This window comes from Microbacterium sp. AISO3 (assembly GCF_002204305.1).
GTDB lineage: Bacteria > Actinomycetota > Actinomycetes > Actinomycetales > Microbacteriaceae > Microbacterium > Microbacterium arborescens.
Genome location: NZ_NHRF01000002.1, coordinates 255,621 through 275,005, shown reverse-complemented (window position 1 = coordinate 275,005; position 19,385 = coordinate 255,621). Strand labels below are relative to the sequence as shown.

The window sequence follows — 19,385 nt, the reverse complement described above, 5'->3', positions numbered from 1 at the left end:
GCGGTAGACCCGTCACATTTCTGCCCGCGGCAGCCGGATGTCGGCCGCCGCGGGCAGAATCGTCTCCGTCCCGATCCCGCCCCGTTCCATCACACAGGGAGCCCCGATGAGCCAGCTGCGCCTGTTCACGTCCGAGTCCGTCACCGAAGGGCATCCCGACAAGATCTGCGACCAGATCTCCGACAGCATCCTCGACGCTCTGCTGACGGTCGATCCCGGCTCGCGCGTCGCGGTCGAGACCCTCGTGACGACCGGGCTCGTGCACGTCGCCGGCGAGGTTCGCACCGACGGCTACGCCGACATCCCCGGCATCGTCCGCGGCGTGGTCAACCGCATCGGATACACCTCGAGTGAGACCGGGTTCGACGGCGACTCGTGCGGTGTGACGGTGTCGATCGGCGAGCAGTCCTCCGATATCGCCGCGGGTGTCGACAACGCCCTCGAGCGCCGCGAGCAGGGATCGATCGACCCGACCGATGCGCTCGGCGCGGGCGACCAGGGAATCATGTTCGGCTACGCCACCAATGAGACCCCGCAGCTGATGCCGATGGCGATCTGGACGGCGCACCGCATCGCCGAGCGCCTGACGTCGGCCCGTCGCACGGGCGCGCTGCCGTTCCTGCGACCCGACGGCAAGACGCAGGTGACGCTCGGCTACGAAGGGGCCGTGCCCCGGACGGTCGAGACCGTGGTCCTCTCGACGCAGCATCAGCCCGACATCTCCCTCCCTGCGCTGCGCGCCGCCGTGCAGGCAGAGGTCATCGAGCCCGTCCTCGCAGAGACCGGCCTCGATATCTCGGACGTCGAGTACGTCATCAACCCGGCCGGTCCCTTCGTCGTCGGCGGGCCCAAGGGCGACGCGGGCCTGACCGGTCGCAAGATCATCATCGACACGTACGGCGGGGCCGCGCGGCACGGGGGAGGAGCTTTCAGCGGCAAAGACCCGTCCAAGGTCGACCGCTCCGCCGCCTACGCGATGCGCTGGGTCGCAAAGAACGCCGTCGCCGCAGGGCTCGCCGACCGCCTCGAGGTCCAGGTCGCGTATGCGATCGGGCGTGCCGCTCCCGTCGGTCTCTACGTCGAGTCGTTCGGAACGGGCCACGTCGCCGACGAGGTGATCTCCGCGGCGATCCGCGACGTGTTCGATCTCCGACCGCAGGCGATCATCGACCGTCTCGACCTGCTGCGGCCGATCTACGCGAAGACCGCCGCCTACGGCCACTTCGGCCGGGAGCTGCCCGAGTTCACCTGGGAGCGCACCGACCGCGTCGAGGAGTTGCGCGCCGCAGCGGGGCTGTGAGCGACGCGCCCCGGCGGGTCGCTCGAGTGCTCATCGATTCGCCGCTGCCGCAGCTCGACCGTCTGTTCGACTACGTCGTGCCCGACCTCCTCCGCGAGGCAGCGATGCCCGGTGTGCGGGTGAAGGTGCCGCTTCGCACCGTCGGGCGCACCGTCGAGGGCTATCTCGTCGAGCTCGGCGACGAGACCGACGGCGATCGGCCGCTGTCGGAACTCGAGGAGGTCGTGTCGCCCGTCGAGGTGCTGCCCGACCGGCTCTACGCGCACGCACGTCGCGTTGCCGACCGGGCCGCGGGGTCGGCGAGCGATGTCCTGCGGCTGGTGATCCCGAAACGGATGGTGCGGGCCGAGAAGGCGTGGGCCGCCGCCGGGCCGCCCGAAGCCCCCGTCGTGAGCGCCGACGCTCTCGCCTGGGCGCGCGAGACCGCTGCCGCGTATCCCGACCTCGAGAGCGCTGTCGCCGGCGGCGAGCGCGTGGCCGTCGACGCTCCGCCGCGCCCGGCCGACGATGTCCCGGCGTGGGCCGAGCTTCTGGCCGCGCTTGCGGTGCTCACGCTCGCGCAGGGCAGGAGCGCGATCGTCGTGGTTCCCGATCACCGCGACGAGGCTCACGTGCTGGCCGTCCTCGCCCGTCGCGTCGACGACGCCGCGGTGGTGCGGGACGACGCGCGCCGATCCGGCCCGGAGCGTTACGCCGGATATCTGCGTCTGCTGGCGGCGGTGCCGTGCATCGTGGTGGGCAATCGGTCGAGCGTGTACGCGCCCGCTCACGATGTCGGCGCGGTCCTCCTGTGGGACGACGGCGACCCGCTGCTTGCTGAGCCGCTGAGCCCGGGTGTGCACGCGCGCGACGCCGCGCTCGTCCGGCAGGAGCTCCAGGCATGCGCGCTGGTCTTCGCCGGGCTGACGCGCACGACCGACGTCGAGCGTCTCGTGGCACTGGGCTGGGTGCGCGACATTCCGGCTCGCCGCCGCGAGAGCCCCCGGGTCGTGCTGTCGGCGACGCGGGAGGGCGAGTCGCGGGGCACGCGCGTCCCCTCGGCTGCGTTCGCCGCGGCGCGCGAGGCGCTGACGCACGGCCCCGTCCTGGTGCAGGTCGCGCGCCCCGGGTACGCCCCGGTGCTGGTGTGCGCCGACTGCCGCACGCCGGCGCGCTGCGCCCAGTGCGCCGGACCGCTGCGCGCGCGTCGTCCGGGCGCCGTCCCCGAGTGCGCCTGGTGCGGACGAGCCGCTCCCGCGTGGGCCTGCTCCTCCTGCGCATCTCAGCGCCTGCGGATGGCGTCGTCGGGGAGCGAGCGGACCGCCGACGAACTCGGACGCGCGTTCCCGAACACCCGCGTCATCGTGTCCGACGGGGAGCATCAGGTCACCCACGTCGATGCGAGACCCGCCCTCGTAATCGCGACGCGCGGCGCGGAGCCGTTCGCCACCGGCGGGTACCGGGCCGTCATCCTGCTCGACGGCGATCGGATGCTGATGACCGAGCAGCTGAGGATCGCCGAGGCGTGTCTGCGCTGGTGGTCCGATGCCGCGGCTCTCGCGGCACCCGGCGCTCCCGTGCATCTCGTCGGTGTGGCCGGGCCCGCTGCGCGCGCGCTCGCGACCTGGACGCAACCGGCGTACGCCCGAGCGGAGCTCGCCGAGCGGGCCCCGCTCCACATGCCGCCGACCGTCCGCGTCGCGGCGGTGGAAGGAACCGCGGCAGCCGTCGCCGAAGCGATCGCGCAGCTGCGGGCCGATGTGCCGGCGCTGACCGAGACGTCGATTCTCGGGCCCGTGGCGCGCGAGGACTCGGTCCGCGCGCTCGTGCGGTTCGAGTACGCGCTGGGGCGCGCGGTGGCCGAGTCGCTTCGGGCGTCGGTCGTCGCTGCGGCGCTGCGGGGGCGGCGTCGGCGCGGGGCGCCGTCAGGACAGCGCAATACACTCAGAGTACGTCTCGACGTGCCCGATCTCGATCTGTGAGGAGCGCCATGCGCATCGTCTTCGCCGGGACCCCGGAACCCGCCCTGCCATCGCTCAGACGACTCGCCGCGTCGCGGCACGAGATCGTGGGCGTCGTCACGCGCCGCGATGCGCCGCTCGGGCGCAAGCGCGTGCTGACGCCGTCGCCGGTCGGATCTCTCGCGGCCGAGCTCGGCCTGCCGGTGCTGAAGACCGACCGGCTCGATGCGGAGGCGACCGAGACAATCACGTCATGGGGCGCCGACCTCGGCGTCATCGTCGCGTACGGCGGACTCGTGCGCGAGCCGCTGCTGTCGGCACCGCTTCACGGGTGGATCAACCTTCACTTCTCACTGCTGCCGGCCTGGCGAGGCGCCGCGCCCGTGCAGCATTCGCTCATCGCGGGCGACCGGGTCAGCGGCGTGAGCGTGTTCCAGCTCGTCCCTGAGCTGGACGCGGGCGATGTCTTCGCACAGACCCGACACCCGGTGGATCGCGGAGCCACCGCCGGTGACCTCCTGGCGGCGCTTGCCGACCTCGGCGCAGACACCCTCGCGGATGTCGTCGACGCCATTGCCGACGGCGCCGCGAATGCCGTCCCGCAAGCGGGCGAGGCGTCCCTCGCGCCCAAGCTGACGCTCGCCGACGGACTCCTCGATTTCGCGCTGCCCGCCGATACGGTGCTCGATCGCTTCCGCGGTACGACCCCCGAGCCCGGTGCGCACACCACCATCGCCGGTCAGCGGCTGAAGGTGCTGGCGGCACGCCGCGGACCGGATGCCCCGCTCGCTCCGCGCGAGATCCGCCTCGTCGGCAAGGACGTGCTCGTCGGAACCGCGGACGGAACGATCTCGCTCCTGTCGGTGCAGCCCGCGGGCCGCGGCGCCATGCCGGCTCCCGACTGGTGGCGAGGGCTGCGCGCCGAGAGCATCGAGGCGGGTTCGTGAACCCCGCACGTCGCGTCGCGTTCGACGTGTTGCGCGCGGTGGCCGACTCCGACGCGTACGCGAACCTCCTCCTGCCGCAGGAGCTCCGGCGGGCGGGACTCAGCCCCGCCGACGCCGGCCTCGCCACCGAGCTGACGTACGGCACTCTGCGCCGCCAGGGAACCTATGATGCGATCATCGAGCAGGCATCGGGGCGCTCGATCGACACGATCGATCCGCCTGTGCGCGACGCGCTGCGCCTCGGCGTCCACCAGCTGCTCTCGACGAGGGTCGCGTCTCACGCCGCGGTGAACGAGAGCGTCGAGCTCGTACGGCGCGCGGGGGCGGCGAACGCGGCCGGCTTCGCCAACGCGGTCCTGCGGCGCATCGCCCGGGACAACCCGGGGGACTGGCTGCAGCGGGTGGATGCCGGTGCTCGATCCGACGACGAGCGGCTCGGCCTGCGCTTCTCCCACCCGGTGTGGGTCATCCGCGCGTTCCGTCGGGCGCTCGCGGCCGAGGGGCGTGCAGAGGAACTCGACGAGCTGCTGGCGGCCGACAACGTCTCGCCGAGTGTCACCATGACTGCGCTTCCGGGCCTCGCAGACCTCCCGGCCGACCGGACGCGGACCCCGTACTCACCGCTCGGCTTCCGCCTCGACGGCGGCGACCCCGAGCCGCTGGTGCGTCGCGCGGAGGGCCGCATCCGCGTCCAGGACGAGGGTTCCCAGCTCGCGGCGCTCGCGCTGTCGCGCGCGCTCCCGGTCCGCGGCGGTGAGCGCTGGCTCGATCTGTGCGCCGCGCCGGGCGGCAAGACCGCTGTCCTGGCCGCCGAGGCCCTGGCGGGCGGGGCCGTGCTCGAAGCCAACGAGATCTCGCCTGCGCGCGCACGTCTCGTTCGATCCTCGGTCGCCGGCGTTCCGCTCGAGGTGCCGGTGTCGGAGGAGGACGGGCGCGAGCGTGCCGGCCGAGGTCGTTATGACCGCATCCTCGTCGATGCGCCCTGCACGGGGCTCGGCGCGCTCCGTCGCCGGCCGGAGGCGCGCTGGCGCAAGAGCCCCGCGGATGTCCCCGATCTCAGCGCCCTCCAGCGCGAACTGCTCTCCGCCGCCGTCGCAGCGCTGGCCCCGGGCGGGCTCGTGGCTTATGTGACCTGTTCCCCGCACCTCGCCGAGACCGCGGTGGTCGTCGCCGACGTGCGAGCCGCCCACCCCGATCTCCGGGAGCTCGATGCCCGCGAGGTCGTCCGGGCGGTCAGTCGGGGAGACATCGACCTGCCCGACCAGCAGGACGGGTCGGGCCGCGCTCAGCTGTGGCCGCACCGGCACGGCACCGATGCGATGTCCATCACGCTCCTGCAGAAGCCGTGACCGGCGATAATGGGGGCGTGAGCGACGCCGACGCCCTGCGCATCAACCCCAGCATCCTGGCCGCCGACTTCGTGAACATGCAGACTGAGCTCGGCCGCATCCGGTCGGCCGACTTCGTGCACGTCGATGTCATGGACAACCACTTCGTCCCGAACCTGACGTTCGGGCCGCAGATGGTGGAACGGATCCAGGCCACGAGTCCCGTTCCGCTCGACGTCCACCTGATGATCTCGGACGTCGACCGCTGGGGTCCCGGCTACGCCGAGCTCGGGGCGGCGAGCGTCACCTTCCATCTCGAGGCCGCCACGGATCCCGTCGCGCTCGCCCGCCGGCTGCGGTCGATCGGCTCGCGTGCCGGCGTCGCCGTCAAGCCCGCGACGCCTGTCGAGGGACTCTTCGACGTCCTCGACGAGTTCGACCAGATCCTCGTGATGACGGTCGAACCGGGTTTCGGGGGGCAGAGCTTCATGGCCGACCAGATGCCGAAGCTCCGTCGACTCGCCGACGAGACGCGCCGGCGCGGGTCTTCGGTCTGGCTGCAGGTCGACGGCGGGATCTCCGAGTCGACGATCGCACAGGCGGCCGAGGCCGGAGCCGACACGTTCGTGGCCGGTTCGGCGGTGTTCGGCGCTGCCGATCCGGATGCCGCGATCGCGAGCCTGCGCGACCGGGCCCAGCGGGCGCACCGCCACTGATCCATCGGCCACTGCGGTCGGAGCGCCCGTCGCGGGCCGGTACCCTGGCTAGGTGAAGACGTTCGACGCGCTGTTCGCAGAGCTGACCTCAATCGCCGAAACGCGGCCCGAGGGCTCGGGCACGGTCGCGCAGCTCGACCGCGGTGTGCATGCCATCGGCAAGAAGATCGTCGAAGAGGCCGCCGAGGTCTGGATGGCGGCCGAGTACCAGTCCGACGCCGAGACGGCCGAGGAGATCTCGCAGCTGCTCTATCACCTGCAGGTGCTCATGATCAGCAAAGGTCTGAGCCCCGAAGACGTCTACCGACATCTCTGAGCGACGCCCCGCCCTCCCGCTCCGAGACAGAAAGACCCCCATGCTGCGCATCGCCGTCCCGAATAAGGGATCGCTCGCCGAGACCGCCGCCGAGATGCTGGCCGAGGCCGGCTACACCGGACGCCGCGACTCGAAGGACCTCCACGTCATCGACCCCGTCAACGAGGTCGAGTTCTTCTACCTGCGACCGAAGGACATCGCCACCTACGTCGGCTCGGGTGCCCTCGACGTCGGCATCACCGGTCGCGACCTGCTGCTGGACGCCCGCATGCCGGGCGCACGTGAGATCGAGCGGCTCGGCTTCGCCGGTTCGACCTTCCGCTTCGCTGCGCCGACGGGAACGTTCGCCGACGTCGCCGAGCTCGCGGGCAAGCGCATCGCCACGTCGTACCCCGGACTCGTCGATGCGTTCCTCGACGAGCGCGGGATCGCCGTCGACCTCGTGCCGCTCGACGGTGCCGTGGAGTCGGCGGTGCGCCTCGGCGTCGCCGACGCCGTCGCCGACGTCGTCGAGACCGGCACCACCCTCCGTCAGGCCGGGCTCGAGGTGTTCGGCCCCGAGATCCTGCGTTCCGAGGCCGTCCTCATCGCCGGCCCACACGATGCCGATGGCACCGAGCGGCTGCTGCGCCGGCTCCGCGGCGTGCTCGTGGCGCGACGCTATGTGCTGGTGGACTACGACCTGCCGGCCGCCCTCGTCGACGAGGCCGTCGCGATCGCCGGCGGCATCGAATCGCCCACGATCTCGCCGCTGCGCGACCCCGAGTGGGTCGCGGTGCGGGTGATGGTGCCGCGCGCGAGCGTGAACACCACGATGGACGAGCTCTACGCGATCGGCGCACGTGCGATCCTCGTCACCGCGATCCACAACGCGAGGCTCTGACATGACGCTGGCACACCGCGTCATCCCGTGCCTCGACGTCGCCGCGGGGCGCGTGGTCAAGGGAGTCAATTTCGAGAACCTGCGCGACATGGGCGATCCGGTAGAGCTCGCCCGGCTGTACTTCGAGCAGGGGGCCGATGAGCTGACCTTCCTCGACGTCACCGCGACCGTCGATGGCCGAGCGACGACGTATGACGTCGTCCGTCGCACGGCGGAGCAGGTGTTCATCCCGCTCACGGTCGGGGGCGGTGTGCGCTCGGTCGACGACGTCGCGCGTCTGCTCTCGGTCGGTGCCGACAAGGTCGGCGTCAACTCGGCGGCCATCGCCCGCCCCGACCTCATCGGCGAGATCGCCGACCGCTTCGGCGCGCAGGTCCTGGTGCTCTCGCTCGACGTCAAGCGTGCGCCGGGCACGGAGTCGGGCTTCGTCGTCACGACCCACGGCGGGCGCTCCGCCACCGCCATAGACGCCCTCGCGTGGGCGCGCGAGGCGATCGAGCGGGGTGCGGGGGAGCTGCTCGTCAACTCCATCGACGCCGACGGCACCAAGGACGGGTTCGACCTCGAGCTCATCTCGCTGATGCGCGAGGCATCGTCCGTTCCCGTGATCGCCTCGGGCGGTGCCGGAGCGACCGAGCACTTCGTCCCGGCCATCGAAGCGGGCGCGGATGCCGTGCTCGCGGCATCCGTGTTCCACTCGGGCCAGCTCACGATCGGCGACGTGAAGGATGCGCTGACCGCTGAAGGCATCGAGGTGCGGCGATGACCGAGAGCATCGACGAACGCATCGCCCGGGTCTCGTTCGATGCGAACGGGCTCGTCGCGGCGATCGTGCAGCAGCACGACACGCGCGAGGTCCTCATGCTCGCGTGGATGGATGCCGAGGCGCTGCGCCGCACGCTCACGAGCGGGCGCGTAACGTACTGGTCGCGCTCGCGCCAGGAATACTGGCGCAAGGGCGACACCTCCGGCCACATCCAGCTCGTCCGCGGCGCGCGGCTCGACTGCGACGGCGACGCGGTGCTCCTGCTCGTCGAGCAGGTGGGTGCGGCATGCCACACCGGCACCCGGACGTGCTTCGACGCGGACGACCTCGACCCGGTCGTCGCGGTGTCATGAGACGCCGTTCCCGCATGATCGCCGTGCTCGCGGCCGTCGTCGGCGGCGGCCTCGCGGTCATCGGCGCGACGCAGCCGTGGCTCGAGGCGACGCTGCGCGACGGTGCTCAAGCGGTTCTCCCCGTGCCCGGCACCGAGGCGCTTCCGCTCGTCACCCCGCTCGGGCTGGCGGCCCTGGCTCTCGGCCTCGCGCTCTCGATCGTCGGCACGGTCCTCCGTTACGCCTTCGGGGTCATCGGGGTGCTCATCGGCGCTTCCCTCCTCGTCGAGTCACTGCGCATCGCCCTCACCGCACCGCCGGAGGCGGTAGTCAGCGTCGTCGCCGACGCGACGGGCCTGGCGGGGGTCGAGGCGGTCGGAACACTCGTGTCGGCGATCACCGTCACCGCCTGGCCGTGGATCACGGCGGTCGGCGCGGCGGCGGTGTGCGCAGGCGGCGTGCTCACCCTCGTGACGGCACGCTCGTGGCGCAGCACGGCGCGCCGCTACCGCACCGACGCCGCTGCCGAGGCCCAGCGCCCGGGCGGGTCGCGGCCGCATGATTCGCACGATCCGATCGATTCCTGGGATGACCTCAGCCGCGGGTCCGATCCAACTGTCTGAGCCCCGGTAGACTGACCTCAGCCCGAGAAATCCCGCGAAGGAGAACAATGAGCAACATCGGCGACCCCGGCCACGGACACTCCCCGGCGGCGTGGACCGCTGTGGTGATCATGCTCCTGGCGTTCGCGCTGGGCACCCTGTTCTTCTGGCTCGATATGCCGGTGCTCGTCTGGGCCTCCGCGGGTCTTCTCGTCGTCGGCCTGATCGTCGGCTGGGCCATGGCGAAGGCCGGCTACGGCGCGTACGGCGACAAGTACACCCCGAAAGCGCACTGACGTGCTGGCCGGTCTCACGGCCGGCGCCGTCGAGGATGCCGAGGCCCGTGCGGCCGAGCGGCCCCTCGCCGTCGTCGAGCGCGACGCGCTCGCTCAGGCTCCGGCCCGGGACGCCCTCGCGGCGCTCGCGCCCGCCGAGCGGGTCAAGATCATCGCCGAGGTCAAGCGGGCGAGCCCCTCTCGGGGCGACCTCGCCGCGATCCCGGATCCCGCCTTCCAAGCGGCGCGTTATCAAGAGGGCGGCGCTTCCGTCATCTCGGTGCTGACCGAGGGGCGGCGCTTCAAAGGAAGCCTGGCCGACCTCGAGGCCGTTCGGGCGGAGGTGTCGATCCCCGTTCTCCGCAAGGACTTCATCGCAGGCGCCTACCAGGTGTTCGAAGCGCGCGCGGCCGGCGCGGACCTGGTCCTCCTCATCGTCGCCGCGCTCGAGCAGCCGGTGCTGGCCGAGCTCCACGAGCTCGTGCTCGAACTCGGCATGACGCCGTTGGTCGAGACCCACTCGCTCGACGAGGTGCACCGCGCCGCCGACATCGGCGCGCGTCTGGTGGGCGTCAACGCGCGCAACCTCTCGACGTTCGAGCTCGACCGCGACCTCTTCGGCCGACTCGTCGAGCACCTTCCCGCTGACGCCGTGAAGATCGCGGAGTCCGCCGTCCTCACCCCCGACGACGTGGCCCACTATCGTCGTGCCGGTGCTGACGCCGTCCTGATCGGCGAGGCGCTCGTGACCAACGACCCGGTGACCACCCTGCACGCATTCCTGGAGGCCGGCGCGTGAGCCTGCGAGAACAGCACGGTCCCTTCTTCGGCGAGTTCGGCGGCCGGTTCATGCCCGAGTCCCTCATCGCCGCGATCGACGAGCTCACGGCGGTCTACGAGTCGGCGATGGCCGACCCGGAGTTCGCGGCCGAGCTGGCGCGCACTCTCGCGACCTATGCGGGTCGTCCCTCGGCGCTGACCGAAGTGCCCCGCTTCGCGGAGCACGCGGGTGGCGCGCGGGTCTTCCTCAAGCGCGAGGACCTCAATCACACGGGCTCGCACAAGATCAACAACGTCATCGGCCAGGCGATGCTGACGAAGCGTCTCGGCAAGACCCGCGTCATCGCCGAGACCGGCGCCGGTCAGCACGGCGTCGCGACGGCGACGGCAGCCGCCCTGTTCGGGTTCGACTGCACGATCTACATGGGCGAGGTCGACACCGAGCGGCAGGCGCTGAACGTCGCGCGCATGCGCTTGCTCGGCGCCGAGGTCGTTCCGGTCACGACGGGGTCGCGCACCCTCAAGGATGCGATCAACGAGGCGTACCGCGACTGGGTCGCCTCGGTCGAGACCACCAACTACATCTTCGGCACGGCGGCGGGGCCGCATCCGTTCCCCGCGATGGTGCGCGATTTCCAGAAGATCATCTCCGAAGAGGCCCGCGAGCAGCTCCTCGCCGAGACCGGGCGGCTTCCGGATGCCGTCGTCGCGTGCGTCGGCGGCGGCTCGAACGCGATCGGCATGTTCGACGCGTTCCTCGACGACGAGGGCGTCGCCCTCTACGGTGTCGAGGCGGCCGGTGACGGCGTCGACACCGAGCGCCACGCCGCGTCGATCGAGCGGGGGCGCCCGGGCGTCCTGCACGGGGCGAAGACCTTCGTGCTTCAGGACGAGGACGGTCAGACGGTCGAGTCTCATTCGATCTCGGCGGGGCTGGACTACCCGGGCGTCGGGCCCGAGCACGCGTGGCTCGCCTCGATCGGCCGCGCGTCGTACATCCCGGCGACCGACACCGAGGCGATGGAGGCCCTGCGGCTGCTCAGCCGCACCGAGGGAATCATCCCCGCGATCGAGTCGGCTCACGCCCTCGCCGGCGCCCTGCGGATCGGGCGCGAGCTCGGTCCCGACGCCATCATCGCCGTCAACCTCTCCGGCCGTGGCGATAAGGACATGGACACCGCGGCGCGCTGGTTCGAGCTGTACGACGACGGCGCCGAGCCGGTGGTCGAGCCCGGACACGACGAAGCCGCATCGGGCGAGGGAGTGGAACTGTGACCTCCCGCGTCGCCGCAGCGATCGACGCCGCACACGCCGAGGGCCGTGGTGCGTTCGTGGGCTACCTCCCGTTGGGCTTCCCCGATCTCGAGACGAGCATCGAGGCGGCCGTGGCGCTGGCCGAGTCCGGCGCCGACGTGCTCGAGCTCGGACCCCCGTACTCCGACCCCGTGATGGACGGCGTCGTCATCCAGGAGGCGACGCAGGTCGCGCTGGCCGCGGGCTTCCGCCTGCGCGACACCTTCACCGCGGTGCGGGCGATCGCGGCGCGCGTCGACATCCCGATCCTCGTGATGACCTACTGGAACCCCGTGCTGCAGTACGGCGTCGACCGCTTCGCCGACGACCTCGCCGCCGCCGGCGGCGCCGGCCTGATCACACCCGACATCACCCCGGATGCCGCGCCCGATTGGCTTGCGGCATCCGAGCGCACGGGGCTGGACCGCGTCTTCCTCGCGGCCCCCACGTCGACCGACGAACGACTGCGCATGATCGTCGAGGCTTCGACCGGATTCGTGTACACGGTCTCGACGATGGGCATCACGGGGGAGCGGACCGAGCTCGACGCGGCGGCCCGGACCCTGGTCGGCCGGCTCCGCGAGCTCGGCGCGGTCCACGCCTGCGTCGGCATCGGCATCTCCACGCCCGATCAGGTCGCCGGAGTCGTCGACTACGCCGACGGCGCGATCGTCGGAACCGCGCTCGTGCGCGCTCTGCGCGACGGGGGAGTCGCGGGGCTCGCCGACACCGCGCGCGCACTCGCGGCGGGCACCGCCCGCGCGCGCGTCTAGACTTTTCCGGTCGCACGACCGCCGAATTCCGAGGGACGATCCGATGATCCACGCCGCACACACGCTCGTCGCGAGCATCCCGAGTCCGTCGGTGAGCTACATCGACCTGGGTCCGCTGCGCATCCACTTCTACGCCCTGTGCATCATCGCCGGCATCATCGTCGCGACCCTGATGACCAACTACCGCCTCACGCGGCGCGGCGCCGAGCCGTGGGTCGTCATCGACATCGCACTGCTGGCCGTGCCACTGGCTCTGGTGGGAGCACGGGCGTTCCACGTGCTCACGCACCCGGGGTTCTACTTCGGCGCCGACAAGAACCCGTGGGCCGTCCTGTTCATCTGGGAGGGGGGCATCGCGATCTTCGGCGCCCTCATCGGCGGCGCGGTGGGCGCCTACCTCGGCTGCAAGTGGACCGGCATCCGGTTCTGGAGCTTCGCTGACGCTCTGGCTCCGGGCATCCTGCTGGCGCAGGCCATGGGGCGCTTCGGCAACTGGTTCAATCAGGAGCTCTTCGGGCTCCCCACCGACCTGCCATGGGGCCTCGAGATCGATCGATCCAACCCGGCGTTCCCCGCCGGGCTGGCACCCGACACCCTCTTCCACCCCACCTTCCTCTACGAGGTGATCTGGAACGGCCTGGGCGTGCTCGTCCTGCTCTGGATCGGCCGTAAGACGTGGGCGCAGTGGGGCAAGCTCTTCGGTCTGTACCTCGTCTGGTACGGGGCGGGCCGTATCGTCTGGGAGTCGATCCGCATCGATCCGAGCGAGATCATCCTCGGCCTCCGTACGAACGTCTGGGCGGCGATCTTCGCCGTGGTCGTCGGAATCGCGATCATCGTGGTCCAGACGCGCCGCCACACCGGCGACGAGCCTTCGCCTTATCAGCTCGGTCGCGAGTGGGTGGCTCCGAGCGCGCTACAATCGCAGAGCACCGAAGACTTCGTGGATCTGAGCGCACCCCCGACGCCCGAAGCTCACGCAGACAGCGCCACAAGCGCAGTCACCTCGAAGCAGTAGTTCCCCAGGGCCGACGTCGTCCCGGTTCAGCACCAATGTGAGGACGGTCAGTATGGCCTCGAGCCCTCGACCCCAAAAGTCCGGATTCGCTTCCTTCCCTCCCCAGCAGGGCATGTACAACCCTGCCTTCGAGAAGGACGCTTGTGGTCTGGCGATGGTCGCCACGCTGCGCGGCGAGGCCGGGCACGACATCGTCGAGCTCGCCTTGACGGCGCTGCGCAACCTCGAGCACCGCGGCGCGATCGGCTCCGACGCGGGCACCGGCGACGGCGCCGGCATCCTGACGCAGATGCCCGACGCATTCCTCCGCGCGGTCGTCGACTTCGACCTGCCGCCCGCCGGCGAATACGCGGCGGGCATGGCTTTCCTGCCGCGCGACGCCGACGAGCGTCAGGCGCTCAAGGCCGACATCGAGACGCTCGCGGCATCCGAGGGCCTGACGGTCCTGGGCTGGCGCGAGGTGCCGACCGAGGACGAGAACCTCGGAAAGCTCGCCTTCGCCGCCCGTCCCGCCTTCGAGCAGCTCTTCGTATCGCGCCCCGCGGTGGGCGACGCGCCCGCGCTGGCGGGCATCGAGCTCGACCGACGCGTCTACCGGCTGCGCAAGCGCGCCCGTCACGAGCACGACGCGTACTTCGTCTCGCTCTCGAGCCGCACGCTCGGGTACAAGGGCATGGTCACGACGCTGCAGCTCGAGCCGTTCTACCCAGACCTGCAGGACGAGCGCTTCGCGTCGGAGCTGGCGGTCGTGCACTCCCGCTACTCCACGAACACGTTCCCGTCATGGCCCCTCGCACAGCCGCTGCGCATGCTCGCCCACAACGGCGAGATCAACACGGTCAAGGGGAACCGCAACTGGATGCGGGCCCGGCAGTCGCAGCTCGAGTCGGAGCTGCTCGGAGACGTGCAGCCGCTGCTGCCGATCTGCACCGACGGTGCGAGCGACTCCGCCTCGTTCGACGAGGTGCTCGAGCTGCTCACGCTCACCGGGCGCAGCCTGCCGCACGCCGTCATGATGATGGTGCCCGAGGCATACGAGAAGCAGACCGACATCGACCCGGATCTGCGGGCGTTCTACGACTACCACTCGATCCAGATGGAGCCGTGGGACGGGCCGGCGGCCCTCATCTTCACCGACGGCACGCTCGTCGGTGCCACCCTCGACCGCAACGGACTGCGTCCGGGACGGTGGACCGAGACCACCGACGGACTCGTCGTCATCGGCAGCGAGACCGGCGTGCTCGACTTCGCGCCCGAGCGGATCAAGCGCCGCGGGCGCCTGCAGCCCGGTCGCATGTTCGTCGTCGACACGTCCGCGGGCCGCATCGTCGAGGACGAGGAGATCAAGCGCGAGCTCGCCACGCTGCATCCGTGGCAGGAGTGGCTCGACGCCGGTCGCGTGCGACTCAAGGACCTCCCCGAGCGCGAGCACATCGTGCACCCGATCGCCTCGATCACGCGGCGTCAGCGCACCTTCGGCTACACCGAGGAGGAGGTGCGCATCCTGCTGACCCCGATGGGGCAGGTAGGCGCCGAGCCGCTCGGCGCCATGGGCAGCGACACCCCCGTCGCGGTGCTCAGCGAACGTCCGCGGCTGCTGTTCGACTACTTCACGCAGCAGTTCGCGCAGGTGACCAACCCGCCGCTCGACTCGATCCGCGAAGAGGTCGTCACCTCACTGTCGCTCGGTCTCGGTCCCGAGGCCAACCTGCTCTCGTGGGGCCCGGAGCACACGCGCACCGTGACGCTCGACTTCCCGGTGATCGACAACGACGAGCTCGCGAAGATCCAGCACATCGACACCGCGCTCAAGGGCCGGTCGTCGGTGACCATCCGCGGCCTGTACCGCGTCGAAGCCGGCCACAAGGGCATGCAGAAGCGCCTCGCCCAGATGTGCGCCGAGGCGGACCAGGCCATCGAGGACGGCGCGGAGTTCCTCGTGCTCAGCGACCGCGACTCGAACAAGGACCTCGCGCCGATCCCGTCGCTGCTCATGCTCGCGGCGGTGCACCACCACCTCATCCGTCAGCAGACCCGCATGCGGGTGGGCCTGGTGGTCGAGGCCGGAGACGTCCGCGAGGTGCACCACGTCGCGACGCTCCTCGGCTACGGCGCCTCCGCGGTCAACCCCTATCTGGCGATGGAGACGGTGGAGTACCTCGTCCGGGCGGGATACATCACGGGTGTCTCGCCGGAGAAGGCCGTCAAGAACCTGATCTACGCGCTCGGCAAGGGCGTGCTGAAGATCATGTCCAAGATGGGCATCTCGACGGTGTCGTCGTACGCCGGGGCTCAGGTTTTCGAAGCGGTCGGTCTGTCGGACGAGTTCGTGTCGAAGTACTTCACCGGCACCGAGACGAAGCTCGGCGGTATCGGCATCGAGGTCATCGCGGCCGAGAACGCCGCGCGGCACGCCTACGCGTATCCGGAAGACGCCGCGGTCCGCGCCCACGAGCGGTTGTGGACGGGCGGCGAGTACCAGTGGCGCCGTGACGGTGCCCCCCACCTGTTCAATCCCGAGACGGTGTTCCGGCTGCAGCACGCGACGCGGACGCGCCGATACGACATCTTCCGCGAATACACCAAGCTCGTCGATGACCAGGCTGCGGAGCTGAAGACCCTGCGCGGCATGTTCAAGCTGCGCACGGGCGTTCGCCCGCCCGTGCCGATCGACGAGGTCGAGTCGGTGGCCTCGATCGTCAAGCGTTTCTCGACCGGGGCCATGAGCTACGGCTCGATCTCGAAGGAAGCGCACGAGACCCTGGCGATCGCCATGAACCGGCTGGGTGCGAAGTCCAACACCGGCGAGGGCGGTGAGGACGTCGAGCGGCTGCTGGACCCCGAGCGCCGGAGCGCGATCAAGCAGGTCGCGTCCGGACGCTTCGGTGTGACGAGCATGTACCTCACGCACGCCGACGACATCCAGATCAAGCTCGCCCAGGGCGCCAAGCCCGGCGAGGGCGGTCAGCTGCCGCCCGGCAAGGTCTACCCGTGGATCGCGCGCACCCGCGGCGGCACGCCCGGCGTCGGCCTCATCTCACCTCCGCCGCATCACGACATCTACTCGATCGAAGACCTGAAGCAGCTGATCTTCGACCTCAAGCGCGCGAACCCGGCTGCCCGCGTCCACGTCAAGCTCGTGAGCCAGTCGGGAATCGGGGCGGTCGCGGCGGGTACCGCCAAGGCCCTCGCCGACGTCATCCTCGTGTCGGGTCATGACGGCGGCACCGGTGCGAGCCCCCTGAACTCCCTCAAGCACGCGGGAACGCCCTGGGAGCTCGGCCTCGCCGAGACGCAGCAGACGCTCATGCTCAACGACATGCGCGACCGCGTCGTCGTGCAGGCCGACGGTCAGCTCAAGACCGGCCGTGATGTGGTCATCGCGGCGCTGCTCGGCGCCGAGGAGTTCGGCTTCGCCACGTCGGCACTGGTCGTGGAAGGCTGCATCATGATGCGGGTCTGCCACCTCGACACCTGCCCCGTGGGCGTCGCGACCCAGAACCCCGTCCTGCGCGAGCGCTTCACCGGCAAGCCCGAGTTCGTCGTCAACTTCATGGAGTTCATCGCCCAAGAGGTCCGCGAGTACCTCGCCGAGCTCGGTTTCCGCTCGCTCGACGAGGCGATCGGACGCAACGACGTCCTCGACGTCGATGGCGCGATCGAGCACTGGAAGGCGAGCGGCCTCGACCTCGGACCGATCCTCACCGGCCCGGCATTCGCCGACGACGCCCCGCGCCGTCACTACCGCGCGCAGGACCACGAGCTCGACGAGCACTTCGACGTCCAGCTCATCGAGCGGGCGCAGGACGTCGTCGCGCACGGCGGTCACGTCGAGATCGACCTGCCGATCCGCAACACCGAGCGTGCCGTGGGCACGATGCTGGGCAACCGGGTCACGCTGGCTCACGGCGAGAACGGCCTTCCCGCGGATTCGATCGTGGTGAACCTCACGGGCTCGGCCGGTCAGTCGTTCGGAGCGTTCCTCCCCGCGGGCATCACGCTGCGCCTCGAGGGCGACTCGAACGACTACGTGGGCAAGGGTCTCTCGGGCGGTCAGATCGTCGTGCGGCCGCCGCGCGACGCCGCGTTCGACGCTTCCGAGAACGTCATCGCGGGCAACGTCATCGGCTACGGCGCGACGCAGGGAACCATGTTCCTGCGTGGCGTGGTGGGGGAGCGGTTCCTCGTGCGCAACTCCGGCGCCACGGCGGTCGTCGAGGGCGTGGGCGACCACGCGCTCGAATACATGACCGGAGGCCTCGCGGTGATCCTCGGAGCCACCGGGCGCAATCTCGGCGCCGGGATGTCGGGTGGGAACGCCTACGTCTACCGCCTCGAGACGGCGAACGTGAACCGCGAGGCGATGGCCAGCGGCGAGCTCGTGCTCGAGGAGATGGGATCCGGCGACGCCGAGATCCTCCGCGATCTGCTCGAGCGCCACGTCGCCGAGACGGGGTCCGAGCTGGCAGCGCGCCTGCTCGAGGACTTCGAGACTGAGATCGCCAACTTCGTCCGTGTGGTGCCGCGCGACTACGCCGCGGTGCTCGAAACCCGACAGACGGCGGCCGCCGAGGGGCTCGACCCCGACGGCGACGAGGTCTGGAGCCGCATCCTGGAGGTGACCCGTGGCTGACCCCAAGGGCTTCCTGAAGATCACGGAGCGTGAGCTCCCCAAGCGCCGCCCGGTGCCGGTCCGCATCATGGACTGGCGCGAGGTCTACGAGCCCGGCGACAGTGCGGTGCTCCGCCGCCAGGCGGGACGCTGCATGGACTGCGGCGTGCCGTTCTGCCATCAGGGATGCCCGCTGGGCAACCTGATCCCCGAGTGGAACGACCTCATGTGGCGGGGCGAAGGACGTTCGGCCATCGAGCGTCTTCACGCCACGAACAACTTCCCGGAGTTCACCGGCCGGCTGTGCCCCGCCCCGTGCGAGAGCGCCTGCGTGCTGGGCATCAACCAGCCGCCGGTCACGATCAAGCAGATCGAGGTCTCGACGATCGACGAGGCCTTCGCGAACGGCTGGGTCGAGGCCGAGCCCCCCGGACGGCTGACCGGCAAGACGGTCGCCGTCGTCGGCTCGGGTCCGGCCGGACTGGCCGCGGCGCAACAGCTGACGCGCGCGGGCCACACCGTCGCCGTCTACGAGCGCGACGACCGTATCGGTGGCCTGCTGCGCTACGGCATCCCCGACTTCAAGATGGAGAAGCGCCACATCGAGGCACGTCTGCGTCAGATGCAGGACGAGGGCACGCGTTTCCGCGCCGGTGTCGAGATCGGCAAAGACATCTCCTGGGACGCGCTGCGCGCCCGCTACGACGCGGTCGTGGTGGCGACGGGATCGACGCTGCCGCGCGACCTCGCCATCCCGGGCCGCGACCTCGCCGGGGTGCACTTCGCCATGGAGTACCTCGTCGAGTCGAACAAGGCGGTCGCGGGCGACCAGGTCGCCAACCAGATCCATGCCGAGGGCAAGCACGTCGTCGTCATCGGCGGCGGCGACACCGGCGCCGACTGCATCGGCACCGCTCACCGGCAGGGTGCACTCAGCGTCACGAACCTCGCGATCGGCAAGCAGCCGCCGTCGGACCGGCCCGACACCCAGCCCTGGCCGATGATGCCGACCGTCTTCGAGGTCGCCTCCGCGCACGAGGAGGGCGGTGAGCGCAGCTACCTCGCGTCCACGGTCGAGTTCCTCGGGAACGAGGCGGGAGAGGTGCGCGCGCTCCGTGTGGCCGAGACCGAGTTCGTCGACGGCCGCCGCGTCCCCAAGAGCGGTACCGAGCGCGAGATCCCCGCCGACCTCGTCCTGATCGCGATGGGTTTCACCGGCCCGGAGCGCACCGAGCTGGAGGCCCAGCTGGGTACCGTGTTCACCGATCGCGGCAACGTCGAACGTGCCGACGACTACCAGACGACAGCGCCGGGCGTGTTCGTGGCCGGCGATGCCGGGCGCGGGCAGTCGCTCATCGTGTGGGCGATCGCGGAGGGCCGCGCTGCGGCAGCCGCCGTCGACCGCTACCTGATGGGCGACACCGACCTGCCGGCGCCGGTGCGTCCGACCGACGTCGCGATCGGGCTCCAGCGGGCATAGGCTGGACCCAACCCCCCTCCCGAC

At 70.8% G+C, this 19,385-nt stretch carries 17 protein-coding genes; all 17 read left to right on the top strand.

Annotated elements, in window-relative coordinates; translation table 11 throughout:
• Positions 1-106 precede the first annotated feature (106 nt).
• From metK to CBF90_RS04060, 17 genes are read left to right on the top strand one after another with little or no spacing between them, the layout of a single operon-like run.
• Entirely contained in the window at positions 107-1,300 is a 1,194-nt protein-coding gene (gene metK / locus CBF90_RS04140) for a methionine adenosyltransferase (protein ID WP_088380058.1), read from the top strand.
• A complete protein-coding gene (locus tag CBF90_RS04135) occupies positions 1,297-3,261 on the top strand; it encodes a hypothetical protein (RefSeq protein WP_088379976.1) in 1,965 nt (654 codons plus the stop codon). Before metK ends, CBF90_RS04135 begins: the two co-directional genes overlap by 4 nt.
• Before the next feature lie 8 nt (positions 3,262-3,269).
• Complete coding sequence (fmt, locus tag CBF90_RS04130; RefSeq protein WP_064956544.1) at positions 3,270-4,187, top strand: methionyl-tRNA formyltransferase; 918 nt, start codon at positions 3,270-3,272, stop codon at positions 4,185-4,187.
• The gene (locus CBF90_RS04125; protein WP_023950616.1) at positions 4,184-5,536 is read left to right on the top strand and encodes a transcription antitermination factor NusB; all 1,353 of its coding nucleotides are present in this window, start codon (positions 4,184-4,186) and stop codon (positions 5,534-5,536) included. The genes fmt and CBF90_RS04125 overlap by 4 nt, the downstream gene beginning before the upstream one ends.
• A 17-nt stretch (positions 5,537-5,553) precedes the next feature.
• Positions 5,554-6,231 carry a ribulose-phosphate 3-epimerase gene (rpe, locus tag CBF90_RS04120; RefSeq protein ID WP_023950617.1) on the top strand — a complete coding sequence of 226 codons (678 nt, stop codon included), beginning with the start codon at positions 5,554-5,556 and terminating at the stop codon, positions 6,229-6,231.
• A gap of 52 nt (positions 6,232-6,283) precedes the next feature.
• Complete coding sequence (locus CBF90_RS04115) at positions 6,284-6,547, top strand: phosphoribosyl-ATP diphosphatase (protein WP_023950618.1); 264 nt, start codon at positions 6,284-6,286, stop codon at positions 6,545-6,547.
• A 40-nt stretch (positions 6,548-6,587) separates the two neighbouring features.
• Positions 6,588-7,430 (top strand): ATP phosphoribosyltransferase, encoded by an 843-nt coding sequence (hisG, locus tag CBF90_RS04110; RefSeq protein ID WP_023950619.1) that lies wholly within the window; start codon positions 6,588-6,590, stop codon positions 7,428-7,430.
• Position 7,431: 1 nt separating this feature from the next.
• Positions 7,432-8,196, top strand: a complete 765-nt coding sequence (gene hisF, locus CBF90_RS04105) for an imidazole glycerol phosphate synthase subunit HisF (protein ID WP_088379975.1) — start codon at positions 7,432-7,434, stop codon at positions 8,194-8,196.
• Positions 8,193-8,549 (top strand): phosphoribosyl-AMP cyclohydrolase, encoded by a 357-nt coding sequence (hisI, locus tag CBF90_RS04100; RefSeq protein WP_023950621.1) that lies wholly within the window; start codon positions 8,193-8,195, stop codon positions 8,547-8,549. Before hisF ends, hisI begins: the two co-directional genes overlap by 4 nt.
• Positions 8,546-9,151 carry a Trp biosynthesis-associated membrane protein gene (locus CBF90_RS04095; protein ID WP_088379974.1) on the top strand — a complete coding sequence of 202 codons (606 nt, stop codon included), beginning with the start codon at positions 8,546-8,548 and terminating at the stop codon, positions 9,149-9,151. The genes hisI and CBF90_RS04095 overlap by 4 nt, the downstream gene beginning before the upstream one ends.
• A 47-nt stretch (positions 9,152-9,198) precedes the next feature.
• The gene (locus tag CBF90_RS04090; RefSeq protein ID WP_023950623.1) at positions 9,199-9,426 is read left to right on the top strand and encodes a DUF6704 family protein; all 228 of its coding nucleotides are present in this window, start codon (positions 9,199-9,201) and stop codon (positions 9,424-9,426) included.
• A 1-nt stretch (position 9,427) separates the two neighbouring features.
• A complete protein-coding gene (gene trpC, locus CBF90_RS04085; protein WP_023950624.1) occupies positions 9,428-10,204 on the top strand; it encodes an indole-3-glycerol phosphate synthase TrpC in 777 nt (258 codons plus the stop codon).
• Entirely contained in the window at positions 10,201-11,460 is a 1,260-nt protein-coding gene (gene trpB / locus CBF90_RS04080; RefSeq protein WP_023950626.1) for a tryptophan synthase subunit beta, read from the top strand. Before trpC ends, trpB begins: the two co-directional genes overlap by 4 nt.
• On the top strand, positions 11,457-12,251 hold the full coding sequence (gene trpA / locus CBF90_RS04075) for a tryptophan synthase subunit alpha (protein WP_071918073.1): 795 nt from the start codon (positions 11,457-11,459) through the stop codon (positions 12,249-12,251). The genes trpB and trpA overlap by 4 nt, the downstream gene beginning before the upstream one ends.
• 43 nt (positions 12,252-12,294) lie before the next feature.
• Complete coding sequence (gene lgt, locus CBF90_RS04070; protein ID WP_088379973.1) at positions 12,295-13,269, top strand: prolipoprotein diacylglyceryl transferase; 975 nt, start codon at positions 12,295-12,297, stop codon at positions 13,267-13,269.
• 52 nt (positions 13,270-13,321) lie between these two features.
• The gene (gene gltB, locus CBF90_RS04065; RefSeq protein WP_036304573.1) at positions 13,322-17,902 is read left to right on the top strand and encodes a glutamate synthase large subunit; all 4,581 of its coding nucleotides are present in this window, start codon (positions 13,322-13,324) and stop codon (positions 17,900-17,902) included.
• Positions 17,895-19,361: a glutamate synthase subunit beta gene (locus tag CBF90_RS04060; RefSeq protein WP_023950634.1), complete on the top strand. Its 1,467-nt coding sequence runs from the start codon at positions 17,895-17,897 to the stop codon at positions 19,359-19,361. Before gltB ends, CBF90_RS04060 begins: the two co-directional genes overlap by 8 nt.
• Positions 19,362-19,385: the final 24 nt, after the last annotated feature.